Here is a 17,541-nt window from a genome sequence, read left to right as displayed (position 1 = left end):
TTCAGCTGAATGAGGGCGCTCATCGCGGGGTCCTGCAGGCCGGGGTCAAGTGCGGGGTTCCAGGAAGGTGACCTTGACGGCCATTTCAGGAAGGACCCTGACATCCTTGCTGTCAAAGCCGATCCGCACCCGGACCGTCGCCTTGTCGCGACTGGCGGTCGGGATCTTGGCGATCACCCGGGCCGGCAGGACCGTTTCGGGGAAGGCGTCGAGGATGGCCTCCACCTTCTGACCGGTGGAGACCCGGCCGATGTAGGCCTCGTTGACGTCCACCTCGATTTCAAGGCTGTCCATATCGACGATGGTACAGATGCCGGTGCGCGTGAAGCCGCCGCCGGCCGAGAGGGGCGATATGATCTCGCCCGGCTGGGCCGCCTTATCGATCACGATGCCAGAGAAGGGTGCGCGGATCTCATACTTGCCGAGCTGGACCTGGGTGCGGTTGGACTCCGAGCGAGCCACGGTAAGCTGGGCGCGGGACAGGTCCTCCTGCGCCGCCGCCACCCGGGCCTGCAGCGCGCTGGCCTGTAGACTGGCCTCGCTGACATAGCCGCTCTTGGCCAGCGTCTCGGCGCGCGCCAGATCGCGCTGCGCCTGCAGGTACTGCACCTGGGCCGAATTGAGTGCGGCCTGAGCCGTCAGGGCCCGTGCCCGGTTCGAGGCGGCGTCGACGGCCGCCAGTGACCCGTCCAGAATGGCCAGCACCTGCCCGGCTCGAACCGCCTGGCCTTCCTCGACTCTGACTTCCACGACGCGACCGGTCACCTCAGCGGCGACAGTCGCGCGCGTACGGGCGACAACATAGCCTGACGCGGTCAATCCACCGGCGGGCGCCACAACCTTGGCCGGCCCAGCGGTCCCCTGTACCGCCTCGGCCGCCACCGGCTTGGCCTTGGGCACCGGTTTCAGAAACCATCCCGCGCCGCCGCCCACCAGCACGCTGCCAGCGATGATGGCCGTCAGGATCAGGGGAGATGGGCCGCCCGCAGGCTCGTCATCGCGGGAACGGTCGATGCTGAGCGACTTCAGAAGCTCCGACTTGTCCTCGTTCAAGGTCTCTTGCCCCTCGCCTGCCGCCCACGCGCGCTTCGTACGATATCTAGTCCGAGAATTGGCGTTTGGGCAGTCCGAATACAATACCGTCGATCTGCGCGAGCAAGGCGCCTGATCTGGGACAAAACTTGCCGGTAGCGTAGCGGAAACCGGACCGAAGTGCGGTTGATCGCCGGGTTGAAGGACCCCTACCCCTGCTGGACGCGCCCCGGTCCAGGCAGCACGTCGATCAGCTCGATCCGGAAGATCAGGGGCGCGCCGGGCGGGATCTCGCCGCCACCGGCGCCTTCTTCGCCGTAGCCGAGGTTCGAAGGCACATAGAGCACCCACTCGTCGCCCGGACGCATCAGCTGCAGCGCTTCCTGCCAGCCGGACACCAGACCCCTGAGCGGCATAGCGGCAGGCTGGCCACGCTCGTAGGAACTGTCGAAGACCTTGCCGTCCTCCAGCTTGCCCTCGTAGTGAACCTTGACCTCGTCGGTCAGTTGCGGCTTCAGGCCGGTAGCAGGTCCTGATCGCACGATCTTGTAAGCCAGCCCGGATGGCAGCACGACCACGCCGGCCTCCTTGCCGACCTTGGCCATGTAGGCCTTTGAGGTCTCGCTCTGGGTCCCTGGAACGGACGAGCTGGAAGCTGTGTCCTTGTTCGGAGAGCATGCCGCAAGCGCCAGCAGCACGGACAGCAGAACTACGTTACGCATCATCAGACTTATCCCTCAAACGACGCGTGGCGGATAGCCGCGATCTCGCAGGGCGTCCATCACCTCATGGGTGTGCTGGCGGTCGCGGGTCTCGATCATCAGATCGAATTCGGCGCCCTTGGCCGGGACGTCGAGAGCCAGGCGGTTGTGGGCCACCTCGATGATGTTGGCGCCCATCTGGCCGATAATCGCAGAGACGTTGGCCAGCAGTCCCGGGCGATCATCGCCGATCACCCGCAGCGACACGATCCGGCTTTCCCGCACCAGTTCGCGCGTCAGCACCGAGGCCAGTAGCCGGGTGTCGATATTGCCGCCGGTGATCACCAGCCCGCACTTCTTGCCCCGAAACTTGTCCGGATAGGCCAGCAGCGCCGCCAGGGAAGCCGCGCCGGCACCTTCGACTACGGTCTTCTCGACATTGCAGTACAGCGCAATCCCACGCTCGAAGTAGGGCTCCTCAATCAGCAACACCTCGTCGATCAGCGGACGGGCGACTGCATAGCTGATGTCGCCCACTTCCTTCACCGCGATCCCCTCGGCGATGGTCGAAGCGCTGCCACTGCGGGCCGTGTCGACGCCGCGCATCTTGGCGGTGAACGAGGGGAAGATAGCGGGCTCCACGCCCACGATCTGGATCTCCGGGCGGATATGCTTGGCCGCTGTCGCCATGCCTGCGATCAGCCCGCCGCCGCCGATCGGGATCGGCATGACCTCCAGGTCTGGTACGTCCTCCAGCATCTCGATGGCCACTGTGCCCTGACCCGCCATTACATCCAGATCGTTGAAAGGGTGGACATAGGTCAGCTCCCGCTCCGCGCAGAGCCGGTCGGCGGTGGCCGCCGCCTCGTCGAACCCGTCGCCATCGATGACCACCTCGGCGCCGTGGGCGCGGGTCTGCTGCACCTTCATGAACGGCGTCGCCTTGGGCATGACGATGGTCACAGGGATGCCCAGCCGTGCGGCATGATAGGCCAGCCCCTGGCTGTGGTTGCCGGCCGAGGCCGCGATCACGCCACGCTTGCGGACATTCTCCCCCAACTGCAGCAGTCTATTGAGCGCGCCGCGCTCCTTGTAGGCCGCTGTGAACTGCAGGTTCTCGAACTTCACCCACACCTCGGCCCCGGTGATCTCCGAAAGGGTGCGAGAGCGACGACAGGGCGTGCGCTCAATATGACCCTTCACCCGCGCATGGGCGGCGAGGATATCGTCAAAGGCGAGGGTCATGATGGCGGCCGGGGTCTTGAGAAGGCGCGCAACCTAACGACGGCAGGGCTTCGGGGCAACGTCCGGCGGTCTAGACGGGATCGAACTCCGCCACCATGTGCCCCGGCGCCACCTCGAGAAGCTGCGGCGGCGGTCCGGACGCCAGCCTCGACGGCAGGAAGCGGTAGGCTGTACTGGGATCCAAGGGGCTGGGCGGCTCACCGGTAAGCTTCAGCCGCTTGCGCGTGCGCTCGACTGCAGGGTCAGGGATCGGCGCGGCTGAAAGCAGGGCCTGGGTGTACGGGTGCCGCGGCGCCTTCCAGATGTTGTCGCGGTCGGCCAGCTCCATCACGCGGCCCATATAGAGCACCAGCACCCGGTGGCTGATCTCGCGCACTACCGCCAGGTCATGGCTGATGAAGATCATGGCGAGGCCCATCTCGGCCTGCAGCTGGATCAGCAGGTCGATGATCTGCGCCCGGATCGAGACGTCCAGCGCCGAGACCGCCTCATCGCAGATCACCAGCTTTGGCTTCAGGATCATCGCGCGGGCGATACCGACCCGCTGGTTCTGGCCGCCGCTCAGCTCGTGTGGATAGCGGTTGATCAGGTCGGTATCCAGCTCGACCCGTTCCATCATGGCCCGGACCTCGATCTCGCGGGCCGCGCGGTTGAGATCAGGCCGGAACGCAGTCAGCGGCTCGGCGATGGACGAACCCACGGTCATCCGGGGATCGAGACTGGCCAGGGGGTCCTGGAAGACGATCTGCAGGTCCTTGCGCGCCGCGCGCATCGCCTCGCGGTCCGCGCCGGTGATATCGCGCCCCATGAGCGTGACCGCACCGCCGGTAGCCGGCAGCAGGTTGAGCACCGCGCGGGCCAGGGTGGATTTGCCCGACCCGCTTTCGCCGACGATGCCCAGGGTCTCCCCCTGGCGCACCTCGAAGGAGACCCCGTCCACCGCGCGCAGCACCGCACCCTTGGCGAACAGTGTGCCTGGAATGGGGAAGTACACTTTCACGTCGCGACCTTCGGCGACCATCGGCGCGTCGGCAGCCAGCGCCGCGATCTCGGGCCGCCCGCCACGATCGGCTCGATCCAGACGCGGGATCGCCGCAAGCAGGGCCCTGGTGTAGTCGCTCTGGGGCCGACGGAAGATGTCCTCGACAGATCCCGCCTCGACGTAGGAACCCGACTTCATTACGCAAACCCGATCCGCCAGCCGGGCGATCACGCCCATGTCGTGGGTGATCAGGGCCATCGCCGTACCGGTGGCGCGTTGCAGTTCCGCCATCAGATCCAGGATCTCGGCCTGCACCGTAACATCCAGCGCCGTCGTGGGCTCGTCGGCGATCAGTAATTCCGGCCCCGGGGCCATGGCGGCGGCGATCATCACCCGCTGGCGCATGCCGCCCGACAGTTCATGTGGATACTGCCGCATCCGCTCGGCGGAATTCGGAATACGCACATTATCCAGCCACTCCCGCGCCCTCTTGTCGGCGTCGGCGCCGGTGAGGCCCAGATGCAGGCGCAGCGGCTCGGCAATCTGCTCCCCGATTCGCACGTGCGGCGTCAGCGCCGTCAGCGGGTCCTGGAAGATCATGGTCATCTTCGAGCCGCGCACCTGATTGAACTGGCGCGGCGACATCGTCAGCAGTTCCTTCCCGTGCAGGCTGGCCGACCCGGAGGCCCGCCCGTTGCGCGCCAGCAGACCCATGACCGCCATGAATGTCTGGCTCTTGCCGGAGCCGCTCTCGCCCACCACGCCCAGTGTCTCACCGCGGCCGATCTCCAGCGACACGCCCCGAACCGCGCTGATCTCGCCATCGTGGGTTTCGAAGTCGACCTTCAGGTCTTGGATGGACAGGACCGCCGCCAATTTCGCCTCGCAGAAAGTGCCAGAGGAAACCTATGGCGGGAATGCAGAAATTTGGAAGCCCGCTGTGAGCGGGCGAGCCTATAGTGGGTGGGTGACTGAAACCGTCGCCCTCAAACCCGCCCTCTTCCTTGACCGCGACGGCGTGCTCAACGAGGACCAGGGATATGTCTGCCGCTGGGCGGATTTCCGCTGGATCGAGGGCGCGCGCGAGGCGGTGGCGGACTTCAATCGCGCCGGTTGGCTGGTGATCGTGGTGACCAATCAGTCGGGCGTGGGCCGGGGATACTACACCGAGGCTGAAGTCCACGAGCTCCACCGCCAGATGCAGGCCGATCTCGCAATCCTCGGCGCGCACATCGACGCCTTTTATCACGCCCCCCAGCACCCGGACGCTATTCTGGAGATCTATCGCCACCCCGACCCACCCCTGCGCAAACCCAACCCGGGCATGATCCTTCAGGCTCTGGCGGAGTGGCCCATCGACCGGGAAGCCTCCATGCTGGTGGGCGACAAGGCCTCGGACCTCGAGGCGGCGGCGCGGGCAGGTGTCCGTGCTGTGCTGTTTGAGGGTGGAGATCTCAGGGCGTTTCTCGGCGCCCTTTCCCTACCCTAGGGGAGGGGCGGTCCCAGCATCGCCTCCAGAGTCGCCAGTTCATCTGCTTCGCCCGGCGGTTTGTCCCAGCGGATGCGGTGGATCCTTGGAAACCGCATGGCAACGCCGGATTTATGTCGGCTCGAACGCTGCAGGCCCTCGAACGCCACCTCGAAAACCAGCCCGGCGTGTGTCTCTGCGCGCACCGACCGAACGGGCCCGAACCGTTCCAGCGTGTTGTCGCGGACAAATTTGTCGATCTGTTTCAGTTCCTCGTCGGTGAAGCCGAAGTAGGCCTTGCCCACCGGCGTCAGGACGCGACCGGCGCCTGAGTCACCGGTCCAGACCCCGAAGGTGTAGTCGGAATAGAAGCTGGAGCGTTTGCCATGGCCTCGCTGGGCGTACATCAGCACCGCATCCACGAGGAACGGATCGCGCTTCCACTTGAACCAGGGCCCCTTGGGGCGACCGGCCTCGTAAGTAGAGTCCAGCCGCTTCAGCATCAGCCCCTCTGCGATCCGGGGGTCGCCCTCCGGCGGCGCGGCGCGCAGGGCGGCGAGGTCTTCCCAACTGGTGAAAGCCTGCAGCGGTGACAGGTCTATCCGGCCCCTGGTCTGTCGCGCCACAAATGCCTCCAGCCGTTGGCGCCGCGCCGAGAACGGCAGGCCGCGAAGGTCGTCGGAGCCCTCCTGCAACAGATCATAGGCGCGGATCGCCGCCGGGAAGGCGGCCATCAGCTTGCCGTCCACGGTCTTGCGGTTCAACCGCTGCTGCAGGTCACCGAAACTCGCCACCTGGCCGTCCCGGATCACCAGCAGTTCGCCGTCCAGCACGCCCGGCTCGACCAGGGCGTCCAGCAGGTCGGGAAAAGTGCGCGAGATGTCATCGCCGGTCCGCGTGTACAGCCGCCGCACGCCGTCCTCGAAAGCGGCCTGGACGCGGATGCCGTCCCACTTCCATTCGGCGGCATAGTGGTCCGGGTCCAGCCGCTCGAAGTCGACCGCCTCATCGAGAGCCTGGGCCAGCATGGCCGGGCGGAATCGCGCAGGGTTGGCCGAGGATGGCTTATCTGCCCGCCCTTCCAGCCACGCGAACAGGTCCGCATACGGCGGCTCAAGCGCATGCCAGAGCTCCTCGACCTCAGCGACCGCCGCGCCGCCCACATCGGCGACGGCCTGTTTGGCCAGTCGCGCGGAAAGGCCCACGCGCAGGCCGCCGGTCACCAGTTTCAGCAACGCCCAGCGTTCGCGCGCCTGCGGCAGGGCGTCCAGCCAGGCTTCGATCCGACCCTGGGCTTCGGCCCGCGTGGCGGTGCGCAGGCCCTCGATCACCTCCGAGAGCAACGGCTCCCGGTTGGCGCCTGGACGCGCCGGCCAGACCAGCGAAACGGCCTCCGCCAGGTCGCCCACATAGTCGTAGGACCAGGCGAAGAGTTGCGCGTCCATCCGCGCCTCAACAGCCTTGCGGATGAAGGCGGGCTTCACGGCATCAAAGGTCAGCTCCCCGGTCAGCGCCGCCAGCGCCCAGCCCCGATCCGGGTCCGACGTGGCCCGCAGATAGTCGCGCACCATGGTCAGCTTCGCATTACGCGAGGACGTTAGGCTCAGGCGGTCAAGGAGATCAGCAAAGGCGCGCATCTAGTCGTCGTTCTCGTCCTCGTAACCCACCAGCGCCAGAGCCCGCGCCGGGATGCCCTGCAGTTCCGCCCATCGCGCCAGAGCTTCCTCCCGACCATGAGTGATCCAGAGCTCGGCGGGGCGGATCTCGGCCACGGTCGCGGTCAGCTCGTCCCAGTCGGCGTGGTCGGAGATCACCAGCGGCAACTCCACGCCCCGCTGGCGGGCGCGGGCGCGGATCTGCATCCAGCCGGAGGCGAAGGCGGCCACCGGGTCCGGGAACCGGCGGCTCCAGCGATCCTGGAGCGCGGACGGCGGCGCAACTATGATCTGTCCGGCGAAGTCGGCCTTGGCGCCGCCCGTCGCCGGGGCCAGCGGACCCAGCTCAATACCGTGACGTTCGTAAAGTCCGTTCAGTCGTTCCAGTGCGCCGTGGACATGGATCGCCCGGTCCCAGCCCGCCTCGCGCAGCAGCCGGATAATCCGCTGCGCCTTGCCCAGCGCATAGGCGCCTATCATGTGCCTGCGCTCGGGGAACTGGGTCACAGACCGCAGCAAGCGAGCCACCTCCTCGCCATCGTCCGGATGGCGGAAGACCGGCAGGCCAAACGTCGCCTCGGTAATGAAGACGTCGCAGGGGACGGGTTCAAACGCCGGACAGGTGGGATCGCGCCGGCGCTTGTAGTCGCCGGACACCACCATGGTCAGGCCCTTCCATTGCACCACCGCCTGGGCAGACCCCAAAACATGGCCTGCCGGAACCAGGGTGACGGTCACATCGTCGCGCGCCACAGCCCGACCGTAGGCGGTAGCCTCGGTCGCAATCGCAAAGTCGGCGCCATAGCGTTCCGCCATGATCGCCAGGGTCTCCGGCGTCGCCAGCACGGCGCCGTGTCCGGCCCGGGCGTGATCGGCATGGCCATGGGTGATGACCGCGCGGTCTACCGGGCGCACCGGGTCGACATAGAAGTCGCCCGGCGGGCAATAGAGCCCCTCGGGCCGGGGGCAGAGCAGATCCTGCGGGCGTATCATCGTCCTCCAATGTAGGCGCTTGGCCCGGCAGGCGCATTGACTTCCGCAGGGACCCGCGCCTTACCCGATCCTCATGGCCGAGACTTACGAAACCGCCTCACCCGGCGACCGCATGACCAGCTACGTTCCCCACGCTGCGGCGCTGGGCATGACGCTGGTGTCTATCGAAAAGGGCACAGGGGTGATGGAGATCGCCTGGCGGGACGACCTCGTCGGTGATCCCGAGACCGGTGTCATCGCCAGCGGCGTGGTGACGGCTCTTATCGATCACACCTGCGGACTGGCGATCAGCTCGGCAGGCGATGTTCCGGCGACCATCGCCACCCTCGACCTGCGCATCGACTATCTGCGACCGGCGGGGCCCCGCCTGGGCGTAACGGTCCAGGCTAACTGCTACAAGCTGACCCGCTCAATCGGCTTCGTCCGCGCGCAGGCGTGGGATGTCGATGCGTCCGATCTGGTCGCCACGGCCCAGGCCTCGTTCATGCTGACCCGGGCCGAATGACGTGAGCGATGAGGCCTTCAAACGGGTGGAAGCGTTCCTTGAGCGCGCGCCCTACGCCCGGTTCCTCGGCCTGCGGCTCGAACTTGCCGGCGACGAGATGACCGCCATCCTGCCGTTCGCGCCTCATCTGGTCGGCAACCCGATCCTGCCCGCCCTGCATGGCGGGGTGATCGGCGCCTTCATGGAAATGACCGCGCTGGCTCAGCTGTCGCTGGTCCAGCCGGAACGCCGCATTCCCAAGACCATCGACATCACCATCGAGTATCTGCGCCCGGGTCGCGCCCAGGACACCTTCGCCCGCGCCAACCTGCGCAAGGTGGGCCGCCGCGTGGCCAATGTGCAGGTCGAGTGCTGGCAGGACAGCCGCACCCGGCCTGTCGCAGGGATGACGGGGCATTTCCTGCTGCGCGAGCCTGTCCAAACCTGATCCGGTCATCCTGGCGGGGCTCCGGGGCGAGCGCGTGTCAGGGATTGACGGCCAGCGCCGCCCGCTCCTTCCGTACCTCCGCCAGCATAGCCTCCGCCTTGGAGGTCGCCGTCGCGTCCTTGCGGTTGCGGGCCTCGATCAGGGCGCCGGTAGCCTCCATCTCGCGGACCGGCAGAAGGTGGGTGTCGTTGGCGGCCACAAACGGCTTGGTCTGGATCTTGTCGAGGATGGCGCGCTGGCGGGCAGCCTCCGGCGTGTCGCCGACACCGTAGCCAAACATGAAATCGGCGATCTTCTTCTTCAGCGCCGGATCCAGGTCCTTGCGCCAGACCAGTGGGTCCTCCGGAATTCGCGGAGAGCGCCAGACGATCTCGACATTGGCGAGGGTGTTTCGCGCCAGATCGGTGTCCAGCAGGCGCAACCGGTCCATGGAGGCGGTGTTGTTGGTGGCCGCATCCTGCAGGCCGCCCGACACCGAGAACAGGTTGGTCTCGTGGTTGGCTGAGCGGACGTTCTTGAAACAGGTCGCAGGATCGATGTTGCGCGGGGCGAACAGGAAGGTCATCGGCGCCAGGGTGCCGGAGGTCGATTTCGGATCACCCATCCCGAAGTTCAGTGTCTTGTCGCACTTGAGAATCCTGTCGAGCGTCACGCCCGAACTCTTCTTGACGATGATCACCGCCTCGTAGCCGTCGATCCCGGAGGGGTTCACCGAACGGGCGAACACCTCACCATTGGCGCGGCGCACCGCCTCAAGGCCGGACTGGTTTGTAAACCAGCCGAGGTCTGTCTGTTTGAACCTCATTCCCTCGATCAGGGCGGTGTAGTTGGAGCCGTAGTAGGCCTTCACAGGCTGGCCCAGGGCCTTGGCCATATCCTCGACGAAGGGGGTCCAGTCTTTCTCGGCGCTGGCCTGGCTCTCGGCCGACAGAATCGAGAACACCAGTTCCTTCCGGTCGGGCTCCGGGCTCTGACCGCAGCCGGAGAGGGCCAGGCCGGCCATCAGGGCAAAGGCGATGCAGCGGTTCATTTTCCCTCCACCGGTGGCAGCTTCATGGCCACCACCTCGCGACTGGCGCGGTTGATCCCGAAGAGCACGCCGGGCGCACTGCGGTCAAACGTGATCGCCTGACCCTCCACCGCGATCGGGATTGTCCCCACCAGTCTCAGGACGCCGCCACCTTCGGGCACGCTCAGCACGTAGAGCTCCGGCCGGTCGTGGCCAGTGACATAGAGGCGCCCATCCGCGCCGAAGGCGCCCCCCGACGCGCTTGAGGGCGCCATCCGGGCCAGGACTTCCGGCGGGAAAGTCCAGCGGTCCAGGGCGCGCCACTGATCATCGAAACGGACCAGGGTCGTGAAGGTATGATTACGACCGGGCTCCCCGCCACGGCCATCATAGTTGGCGAGTCCGGCCCACCAGGACCCGTCCTTGCGATCCATAAAGGTGAGTGAACCGGGTTGAGGGCCCATTGGAATTGTCCGCAGATGCGACAGGGTCTTCGGGTCAAACACCTCAACCTGGCTCTGCATCGGAGTGGCCGGGTAGTTGGAGCCGGCGCAGATAAGCTCTGCGCCGATGACGGCGCAGGAGTTCATGTGCGGGAACTTGACCGGATCGCCCTTGAAGTGGGCGACCTTCTGGCCGGTCTTGCGGTCATATTTGGCGATCTGCGCGTTATCCACGGCATAGAGAAAGTCCGCGTCAACCGCCACGCCCTGACGTGCCTCTTCGGCCGGACGCCGCGACAGCACTTCGGCCGGCGCGAATACCAGGGCGGCCGCAAACAGCATCTCAAACACGTTTCAGCTCCGGATTACCGGCCTCGACAACGAACGTCGCCAGATCGCTCACTGTCGAGTTCGGAACCAGAGCATCGGCGACGGCCCGGAAGGTGACGGTCGCAGCCCTGGGAGTAATCTCGACGCGACCGTAGCCCCGGCTCTCGCCGTCGCCGTACTTCAGACGCGGGTTGCCCGCCACAAGCCGGTTGATGTCGAGGTTGGGTCGGCCCAGCGAGCTGATCGAGCCGCCGACGAACTCGCTGGCCAGCGGCTTGCCGCCGGGTTCCAGCGAAAGTTCGCCCGCAAAGAAACAATGGATATCGCCACCAAGCACCATAGGGTTGGAGACCTTGGCGTCGCGCCAGCCCTCCAGCACCCGGCGGCGCGAGGCCACATAGCCGTCCCAACCGTCATTTCCCACCTTGCCCGGGGCACTGAACAGTTCACCCATCAGATACTGTTGCGCCAGCAGGTTCCATTGAGCCGGGGTCGACCGGAACCGGCCCTGCAGCCACTGCTCCTGCGGGTCGCCCAGCAGTGACCGGGACGGCTCGGATCGCTCGGGGCAGTCGGCCGGGATCCGCTTGCCCTCCGAGACGGCTTCACAGGTACGGTGATTGCGGTACTGGCGGGTGTCCAGCATCTGAACCTGCGCCAGGCGCCCCCAGTCCAGTGACCGGTAGAGCAACATGTCGGGGCCCACCGGCATGCGGTTTCGCCGCAGCGGCATGTTCTCGTAGAAAGCCTGATAGGCTGCCGCCCGGCGTTTCAGGAAGGTGGCCGGCGAAGGATTGGTGCGATCCTGGTCACCGCCGTAGTCATTGGCGACCTCGTGATCATCCCAGGTCACCATCCAGGGCGCCGCCGCGTGTGCGGCCTGAAGATTTTCATCAGCCTTGTACCAGGCGTAGCGCTCGCGATAGCCGGCCAGATCGACGGGCTCGGCGACCGGATGAGCGCGGACGCCCCTGCCGGTGTTAGCTTCCTCATAGATGTAGTCGCCCAGGAAGAGCACCAGATCCGGCTGGTCCGCCGCCAGGACGGCATGGGCCGAATAGTAGCCCGCCGAATACTTCTGACATGAGGCATAGGCCAGTTTCAGCCGGTCAATGGCGACGTCGGCGGCCGGCGATGTGCGGGTGCGACCGATCGGGCTGGCGTGGCCGGCGGCGTTGAACCGATACCAGTACTCCCGCCCGGGACTCAAACCCCGCACTTCGACATGGATCGAATGACCCGCCTCAGCGACGGCCAGGGCCCGGCCACGGGCCACTGTTTGCCGCATGGCCGGATCCGTCGCGACTTCCCAACGCACCGTCACCGGGGCCGGTGTCATTCCGCCCAGGGGCTCGCGTAGCTTCGGCGCCAGCCGGGTCCAGAGCACCATGCCGTCTGGCGAAGGTTCGCCAGAGGCGACACCCAGCCCGAACGGGTCATCAGCCATCCGGGTCTGGGCGATGGCCGACGACCAGGCTGCGGGGGTGAGCGCAGCGCCAGCGAGAGCCGCCGCCTGCACCAATAGCTGTCGGCGTGACGACATTCCGCATGACCTTTCGTGACCGGCCGGCATCCTGGACGCGGTCGATGACAGTTCTGTTGCCCGCGTCCGATCTATTCGATCATCACCACCACCTTGCCCATGGCCTTGCGGCTGGCCAGGTGAGTGATGGCGGCCGACGCGTTGGCCAGGGTGAAGCGCTCGGAAACGTAGGGCTTGATCTTGCCGTCGGCATACATCTGCATAAGCTCGGCCACGCTGACCTGATGCCGTTCCGGGTTCTTGGTGACCCAGGCACCCCAGAAAACCCCCACGATCTCGCAGCCCTTCAGCAAGGCCAGGTTCAGCGGGATCTTCGGGATCTCACCGGCGGCGAAGCCCACCACTAGATACTTTCCCTCCCAGGCGATGGAGCGCAGCGCAGGCTCGGCGTAAGCGTCACCGATGGCGTCATAGATCACGTCGGCGCCGTCAGGGCCGCAGGCCTCCTTGAACAGGCCGGCCAGCGCCTTCTGGCCGTCGCGGTCGAAGGGACCCCGGCCATAGACCACGCCAGCGTCAGCGCCCCGGCTGATGCAAAGGTCAACCTTTTCCTGGCTGGAGCACGCTGCGATCACCCGCGCGCCCATGGCCTTGCCCAGTTCCACCGCCGCCAGGCCAACGCCGCCCGCCGCGCCCAGCACCAGCATGGTCTGTCCGGGCTGCAGGTTGGCCCGGTCCTTGAGCGCATGCCAGCTGGTGCCGTACGTCATGATGAAGGCGGCAGCGTCATCGAAGGGCATGCTGTCGGGAATTTTCACCAGGCGGTGGGCTTCCAGCGCCAGCTCCTCGGCCATCCCGCCCCAGCCGGTATTGCCCAGCACCCGGTCGCCCGGCTTCACATGGGTGACGCCCTCGCCAACCGACTTCACCACGCCTGAGATCTCGCCGCCCGGCGAGAACGGGCGAGCAGGTTTGAACTGATATTTGTCCTCGATGATCAGGGTGTCGGGAAAATTGACGCCCACGGCCTTGACGCTGACCACAGCCCAGCCCGGCTTGGCTTCCGGGGATGGCATCTCATCCAGCACCAGGGTCTCCGGACCGCCAACAGCCTTGCTCAACAGCGCTTTCATAGACATCTCTCCCGCTCAGGTTTGCGCGAACCTAGCTGTCTCGAACGAATGTTTGAAGCGCCATCCCATCTTTCCCGGAGGGTGGCCCGACGAGTGGTTGAAAGGATCTGCCACTTCAAGTGGCATCCTCTTGCGGTTTCACCATGTAAAGTAGAATCTTTCTGGTTCGCCATGAGCTTCTGGGCTAACGGCCTCTGGTGCCCACAGCCCTGATCCTATCCTCGTTCGTCGCGGCCTCCCGCATTGGCGGGGCGGCCCAGCAGTATGTGCTGGCCGCGCACAAGATCGATCCTGTACTGGCCCCCACCTCCCTTTTTGGTCGCACGCCGGCCCGCGGCGGGCAAGGTGAGGTAACCCGGCCGGATGTGTTCCGGCGAATGCTGGGCGACATAGAGGCCGACGCTCTGTTCGGCATGATAGACCTGATCATCACCGGCCATTTCTCCGACGCGGAGCAGGTAGAGATCGCCGCCGGTGTGATTGAACGGGTGCGCACCACCAAGCGCAGCGCAGACTGGGGCCCGCGGCCTCTGGTGCTGGTGGATCCGGTCCTGGGCGATGCCCCTGGAGGCCTCTACGTCCGCCCGGAAGTGGCCAATGCCGTCGAGACCCTGCTGGTGCCGCTGGCCGACTGGATCACCCCCAACCTGTGGGAGCTCGGATTCCTCACCGACCGGCAGATCACGACGGCAGATGAGGCCCGTGACGCCGCGCGATCTCTGGGCAAACCCGCCCTGGTCACTTCTGCGCCCGCACGGCCGGACGAGATCGGCCTGCTCTATGTGGACAAGGAGGAGGCGGTCCTGTTCGCCCATCCCGCCGTGGAGAACACACCCAAGGGAACAGGCGATCTGGTGACGGCCAGTTTTGGCGCGGGCCTGGTGGAGGGGATGGACCCTCGCGACGCCGCCGAACGCACCGCCCGCGCAGCCGCCGAGATCGTCCGCGCCGCAAGACTCTGGAAGTCTGCCGAGTTGCCCATTATCGCTATGGCCGACCGGTTGGTGAACCCCACCGCCGACGTCCGGATTGAGGTCCTGTGAGGCTCGAGATCTCAGGCTTCGCCCCGCAGCGCCTGTCTCACGTGAAGGATGTCTTCGCCGGCAGCATCGCCGCGGGCGAGGAACTGGGCGCCCGCTTCACCCTGGTTGAGGCCGGTGAGGTCGTGCTGGACCTCTGGGCCGGCTGGGCGGATCGCCAGCGCACCGTGGCCTGGCACGAGCACACGCTCGCACCGGTCTTCTCGACCACCAAGGCGCTCGCCGCCCTGATGATCGTGCGGTTGGTGGATAAGGGGAAACTCACCTACAGCCAGACGGTCGCCAGCGTCTGGCCGGAATTCGCGGCGGCCGGGAAAGCCTCGGTCACCATCGAGCAGGTGATCTCGCATCAGGCGGGTCTACCGGGTTTCCCCGAGCTGATGGACCCGGCGCTCTGGCTGGACTGGGACGCCATCTGCGGGCGGCTGGCTGCCATGACGCCCATGTGGCCGCCGGGCTCGGCCAGTGGCTACCACCCCGTCACGGTGGGCTACATCACAGGCGAGATCTTCCGGCGCGTCGACGGGCGACCTCTGGCCACAGCATTTCGGGAAGACATCGGCGACCCGTTCGATCTGGACATCTGGATCGGCCTGCCGTCCGGCGTCGAGGCGCGCCTCGCCGACCTTCAACGCCCCGGAGGACTGCCTGCGTTTGGCGAGGTCAACGCCGCCACCCGCGCCGCCTTCCTCACGCCGTGGTCATCCGCCGCTGGCAAGGCAGGCGACGACTATCGGCGCATGGGCGTGCCCTCCACCAACGGCTACGCCACTGCCGCGGCGCTCGCCCGGCTGATGGGCGGACTGGCCAACGATGGCTGGCTGGAAGGCGGTGAACTGCTGTCGCCCGCCATGATCGCCGAGGCCTCGCGCGAACGCATTCGTGGCCAGGATCTGGTCCTGCCCTTCGACATGAGCTGGGGCGCCGGGTTCATGCGCAATCCGCCCAACTTTCCCTGGGGACCGGGCGAGCACACCTTCGGCCACGCCGGATGGGGCGGCGCCTGCGCCTTCGCCGACCCGGAGCACCGACTGGGCGGCGCCTATGTGATGAACAAGCAGGGCGTCGCGCTCATGGGGGATCTGCGCCCGCGGCGGTTGATCGAAGCGGCCTACGCCGGTCTATGAGGCCGTCACCGCCCGCGACCGCCGCCACGCGCCCCACGCAAACACCGCCGCGCCCGCCCAGATGAAGACGAACGAGACGGCTCTTACGGGCGTGAAGGCCTCGCCCTGGGACAGGCCGATGCCGAAGCCGATGGTCGGACCCATGAACTGCAGGAAGCCCATGAACGACAGCGGGATGCGTCGCGCCGCCCAGGCGAACAGCATCAGGGGTGTGGCGGTCAGCGGACCGCAGGCCAGCAACCAGGCCGTGGCGGAGACGCCCGCGCCGAAGTTGCCGGCGCCGGAGCCCTGCAACCATATCGCATAGACCAGGCTCGGGCCGGCCAGCAGCAGACACTCGACCAGGAGCCCGGTCTGGGCGTCCGCCGCCACCCGCTTGCGTACGATGGCATAGCCGCAAAAGGTGAGCGCAAGCACCAGTGAAACCACCGGGAGATGTCCCAGCGCCACAGTCTGGATAACGACACCTATCGCCGCCAGACCGATGGCCAGGGCGCCGAAGCGGTCGATCCGCTCTCCGAAGATGAGGGCGCCCGCCGCCATCGCCAGCAAGGGGTTGATGTAATATCCGAGGCTGGTTTCCAGCACGCGGCCCGAGTTGACGGCCCAGATATAGAGCAGCCAGTTGCCGCCGATCAGCGCCGCCGAGAGGGCTAGCCAGCCCATGACGCGCGCATTGCGCAATACGCTCAGCACCTGCCGGCTCTGGCGTGCGGCCAGTACGAACGCCAGGGCCACCGGCACCGCCCAGATGGTCCGGTGCGCGACGATTTCCCAGGGTGATATGCCCATCCGGCCCATCAGCTGGAAGGCCAGCGGCACAAAGCCCCAGATCAGATAGCAGCCGATCCCCGCCGTCAGAGCCGTGCGGGCCTCAGCCCCCGGCGCAGACGGCGTGGGCACCTACGCCAGCGCTTTCTGGCGGATCAGGCCGCGTTCGTGCAGCAGCTCGGCGATCTGCACGGCGTTGAGCGCCGCGCCCTTGCGCAGGTTGTCGGCCACTACCCAGAGGTTCAGGCCGTTCTCAACGGTCGGGTCCCTGCGGATCCGGCTGACAAACACCGGGTGCTCGCCCTGGGCTTCCTTGGGCGTCATGTAGCCCGTGCTGTCGCGCTTATCGATCACGATCAGGCCGGGAGATTCGCGCAGAAGGTCACGGGCCTCGTCCTCGTCGATCGGATTATGGAATTCGATGTTCACCGACTCGGAGTGGCCCACCATTACCGGGACGCGCACACAGGTCACGGTCAGCTTGATGTCGGCGTCGAGGATCTTGTGGGTCTCCTTCCACATCTTCTGTTCCTCGTCGGTGTAGCCATCGTCCTGGAAGGCGCCGATGAACGGAATGACGTTGAAGGCGATCTGCTTGGGGAACTTGTTCGGCGGCGTCGCGCCCAGCACGAAGACGTTCTTGGTCTGGTCGAACAGCTCGTCCATGCCCTCCTTGCCCGCGCCGGAGACCGACTGGTAGGTCGAGACCACCACGCGCTTGATTTTCGCTAGGTCATGCAGCGGCTTCAGCGCCACCACCAGTTGGGCGGTGGAGCAGTTGGGGTTGGCGATGATGTTCTTGCGGTTGGCCCACATCACATCGTCCGGGTTCACTTCCGGCACTACCAGCGGCACATCGGGGTCCATCCGGAACGCCGAGGAGTTGTCGATCACGATGGGGCCAGCGGCGCCGATCTTCGGAGACCATTCCTTGGAGAAGGTCCCGGACACACTCATCAGGACGAGATCCACCGTCGAGAAGTCGAACTGAGCGATATCCTCGCACTTGACGATCCGGTCGCCGAACGAGACCTCGACCCCGATGGATTTGCGCGAGGCAATGGCGTGAATCTTGTCCACGGGGAACTTGAGTTCCTCGAGGATGTTCAACATTTCACGGCCCACGTTGCCCGTGGCGCCCACAACGGCGACCCGGTAACCCATTGGATGTCTCCTGGACTTGAGGGAGGGTTCCGT

The 17,541-nt window shown here is 66.3% G+C and carries 17 protein-coding genes; 5 read left to right on the top strand and 12 right to left on the bottom strand.

The window, feature by feature from the left end:
- Window positions 1-45: 45 nt before the first annotated feature.
- The 4 genes from ACIQ42_RS02665 to ACIQ42_RS02650 form a co-directional block, all read right to left on the bottom strand.
- Window positions 46-1,053, bottom strand: coding sequence for an efflux RND transporter periplasmic adaptor subunit (locus ACIQ42_RS02665; RefSeq protein WP_397420671.1), 1,008 nt, complete (start codon window positions 1,051-1,053; stop codon window positions 46-48).
- 188 nt (window positions 1,054-1,241) lie between these two features.
- Window positions 1,242-1,757, bottom strand: coding sequence for an FKBP-type peptidyl-prolyl cis-trans isomerase (locus ACIQ42_RS02660; protein WP_397420670.1), 516 nt, complete (start codon window positions 1,755-1,757; stop codon window positions 1,242-1,244).
- 12 nt (window positions 1,758-1,769) lie between these two features.
- Window positions 1,770-2,978, bottom strand: coding sequence for a threonine ammonia-lyase (locus ACIQ42_RS02655; RefSeq protein ID WP_397420669.1), 1,209 nt, complete (start codon window positions 2,976-2,978; stop codon window positions 1,770-1,772).
- Window positions 2,979-3,048: 70 nt separating this feature from the next.
- Window positions 3,049-4,836, bottom strand: a complete 1,788-nt coding sequence (locus tag ACIQ42_RS02650) for a dipeptide ABC transporter ATP-binding protein (protein ID WP_397420668.1) — start codon at window positions 4,834-4,836, stop codon at window positions 3,049-3,051.
- Window positions 4,837-4,927: 91 nt separating this feature from the next.
- On the opposite strand from ACIQ42_RS02650, the gene ACIQ42_RS02645 reads away from it, so the two are divergent.
- Entirely contained in the window at window positions 4,928-5,449 is a 522-nt protein-coding gene (locus ACIQ42_RS02645) for a D-glycero-alpha-D-manno-heptose-1,7-bisphosphate 7-phosphatase (protein WP_397420667.1), read from the top strand.
- Here ACIQ42_RS02645 and ACIQ42_RS02640 read toward each other — a convergent pair.
- Complete coding sequence (locus ACIQ42_RS02640; RefSeq protein ID WP_397420666.1) at window positions 5,446-7,065, bottom strand: cisplatin damage response ATP-dependent DNA ligase; 1,620 nt, start codon at window positions 7,063-7,065, stop codon at window positions 5,446-5,448. The genes ACIQ42_RS02645 and ACIQ42_RS02640 overlap by 4 nt on opposite strands.
- The gene (locus ACIQ42_RS02635; RefSeq protein ID WP_397420665.1) at window positions 7,066-8,076 is read right to left on the bottom strand and encodes a ligase-associated DNA damage response exonuclease; all 1,011 of its coding nucleotides are present in this window, start codon (window positions 8,074-8,076) and stop codon (window positions 7,066-7,068) included.
- Between the two features lie 112 nt (window positions 8,077-8,188).
- On the opposite strand from ACIQ42_RS02635, the gene ACIQ42_RS02630 reads away from it, so the two are divergent.
- Both ACIQ42_RS02630 and ACIQ42_RS02625 read left to right on the top strand, forming a co-directional pair.
- Window positions 8,189-8,581 carry a PaaI family thioesterase gene (locus ACIQ42_RS02630; protein ID WP_397420664.1) on the top strand — a complete coding sequence of 131 codons (393 nt, stop codon included), beginning with the start codon at window positions 8,189-8,191 and terminating at the stop codon, window positions 8,579-8,581.
- Window position 8,582: 1 nt separating this feature from the next.
- Window positions 8,583-9,008: a PaaI family thioesterase gene (locus ACIQ42_RS02625; RefSeq protein WP_397420663.1), complete on the top strand. Its 426-nt coding sequence runs from the start codon at window positions 8,583-8,585 to the stop codon at window positions 9,006-9,008.
- A gap of 37 nt (window positions 9,009-9,045) precedes the next feature.
- Here ACIQ42_RS02625 and phnD read toward each other — a convergent pair whose 3' ends face one another.
- The 4 genes from phnD to ACIQ42_RS02605 all read right to left on the bottom strand — a co-directional run bounded on the left by phnD (window position 9,046) and on the right by ACIQ42_RS02605 (window position 13,406).
- A complete protein-coding gene (phnD, locus tag ACIQ42_RS02620) occupies window positions 9,046-10,038 on the bottom strand; it encodes a phosphate/phosphite/phosphonate ABC transporter substrate-binding protein (RefSeq protein ID WP_397420662.1) in 993 nt (330 codons plus the stop codon).
- Window positions 10,035-10,802, bottom strand: coding sequence for a hypothetical protein (locus tag ACIQ42_RS02615; RefSeq protein ID WP_397420675.1), 768 nt, complete (start codon window positions 10,800-10,802; stop codon window positions 10,035-10,037). The genes phnD and ACIQ42_RS02615 overlap by 4 nt, the downstream gene beginning before the upstream one ends.
- A 1-nt stretch (window position 10,803) precedes the next feature.
- Window positions 10,804-12,333 carry an alkaline phosphatase D family protein gene (locus tag ACIQ42_RS02610; RefSeq protein WP_397420661.1) on the bottom strand — a complete coding sequence of 510 codons (1,530 nt, stop codon included), beginning with the start codon at window positions 12,331-12,333 and terminating at the stop codon, window positions 10,804-10,806.
- Window positions 12,334-12,404: 71 nt separating this feature from the next.
- Complete coding sequence (locus ACIQ42_RS02605) at window positions 12,405-13,406, bottom strand: NADPH:quinone oxidoreductase family protein (protein ID WP_397420660.1); 1,002 nt, start codon at window positions 13,404-13,406, stop codon at window positions 12,405-12,407.
- Window positions 13,407-13,603: 197 nt separating this feature from the next.
- Between ACIQ42_RS02605 and ACIQ42_RS02600 the strand changes: the two genes are divergently transcribed.
- Both ACIQ42_RS02600 and ACIQ42_RS02595 read left to right on the top strand, forming a co-directional pair.
- Entirely contained in the window at window positions 13,604-14,449 is an 846-nt protein-coding gene (locus tag ACIQ42_RS02600) for a PfkB family carbohydrate kinase (RefSeq protein WP_397420659.1), read from the top strand.
- A complete protein-coding gene (locus ACIQ42_RS02595; RefSeq protein ID WP_397420658.1) occupies window positions 14,446-15,573 on the top strand; it encodes a serine hydrolase domain-containing protein in 1,128 nt (375 codons plus the stop codon). The genes ACIQ42_RS02600 and ACIQ42_RS02595 overlap by 4 nt, the downstream gene beginning before the upstream one ends.
- Here the strand turns inward: ACIQ42_RS02595 and rarD are convergent.
- Both rarD and ACIQ42_RS02585 read right to left on the bottom strand, forming a co-directional pair.
- The gene (gene rarD / locus ACIQ42_RS02590) at window positions 15,568-16,476 is read right to left on the bottom strand and encodes an EamA family transporter RarD (RefSeq protein WP_397420657.1); all 909 of its coding nucleotides are present in this window, start codon (window positions 16,474-16,476) and stop codon (window positions 15,568-15,570) included. The genes ACIQ42_RS02595 and rarD overlap by 6 nt on opposite strands.
- Window positions 16,477-17,508 carry an aspartate-semialdehyde dehydrogenase gene (locus ACIQ42_RS02585; RefSeq protein ID WP_397420656.1) on the bottom strand — a complete coding sequence of 344 codons (1,032 nt, stop codon included), beginning with the start codon at window positions 17,506-17,508 and terminating at the stop codon, window positions 16,477-16,479.
- Window positions 17,509-17,541: the final 33 nt, after the last annotated feature.

This window comes from Phenylobacterium sp. (genome assembly GCF_044372605.1).
GTDB lineage: Bacteria > Pseudomonadota > Alphaproteobacteria > Caulobacterales > Caulobacteraceae > Phenylobacterium.
Note: the sequence above shows the minus strand (reverse complement) of the source record. Positions and strands in the feature narration are given on the sequence as shown.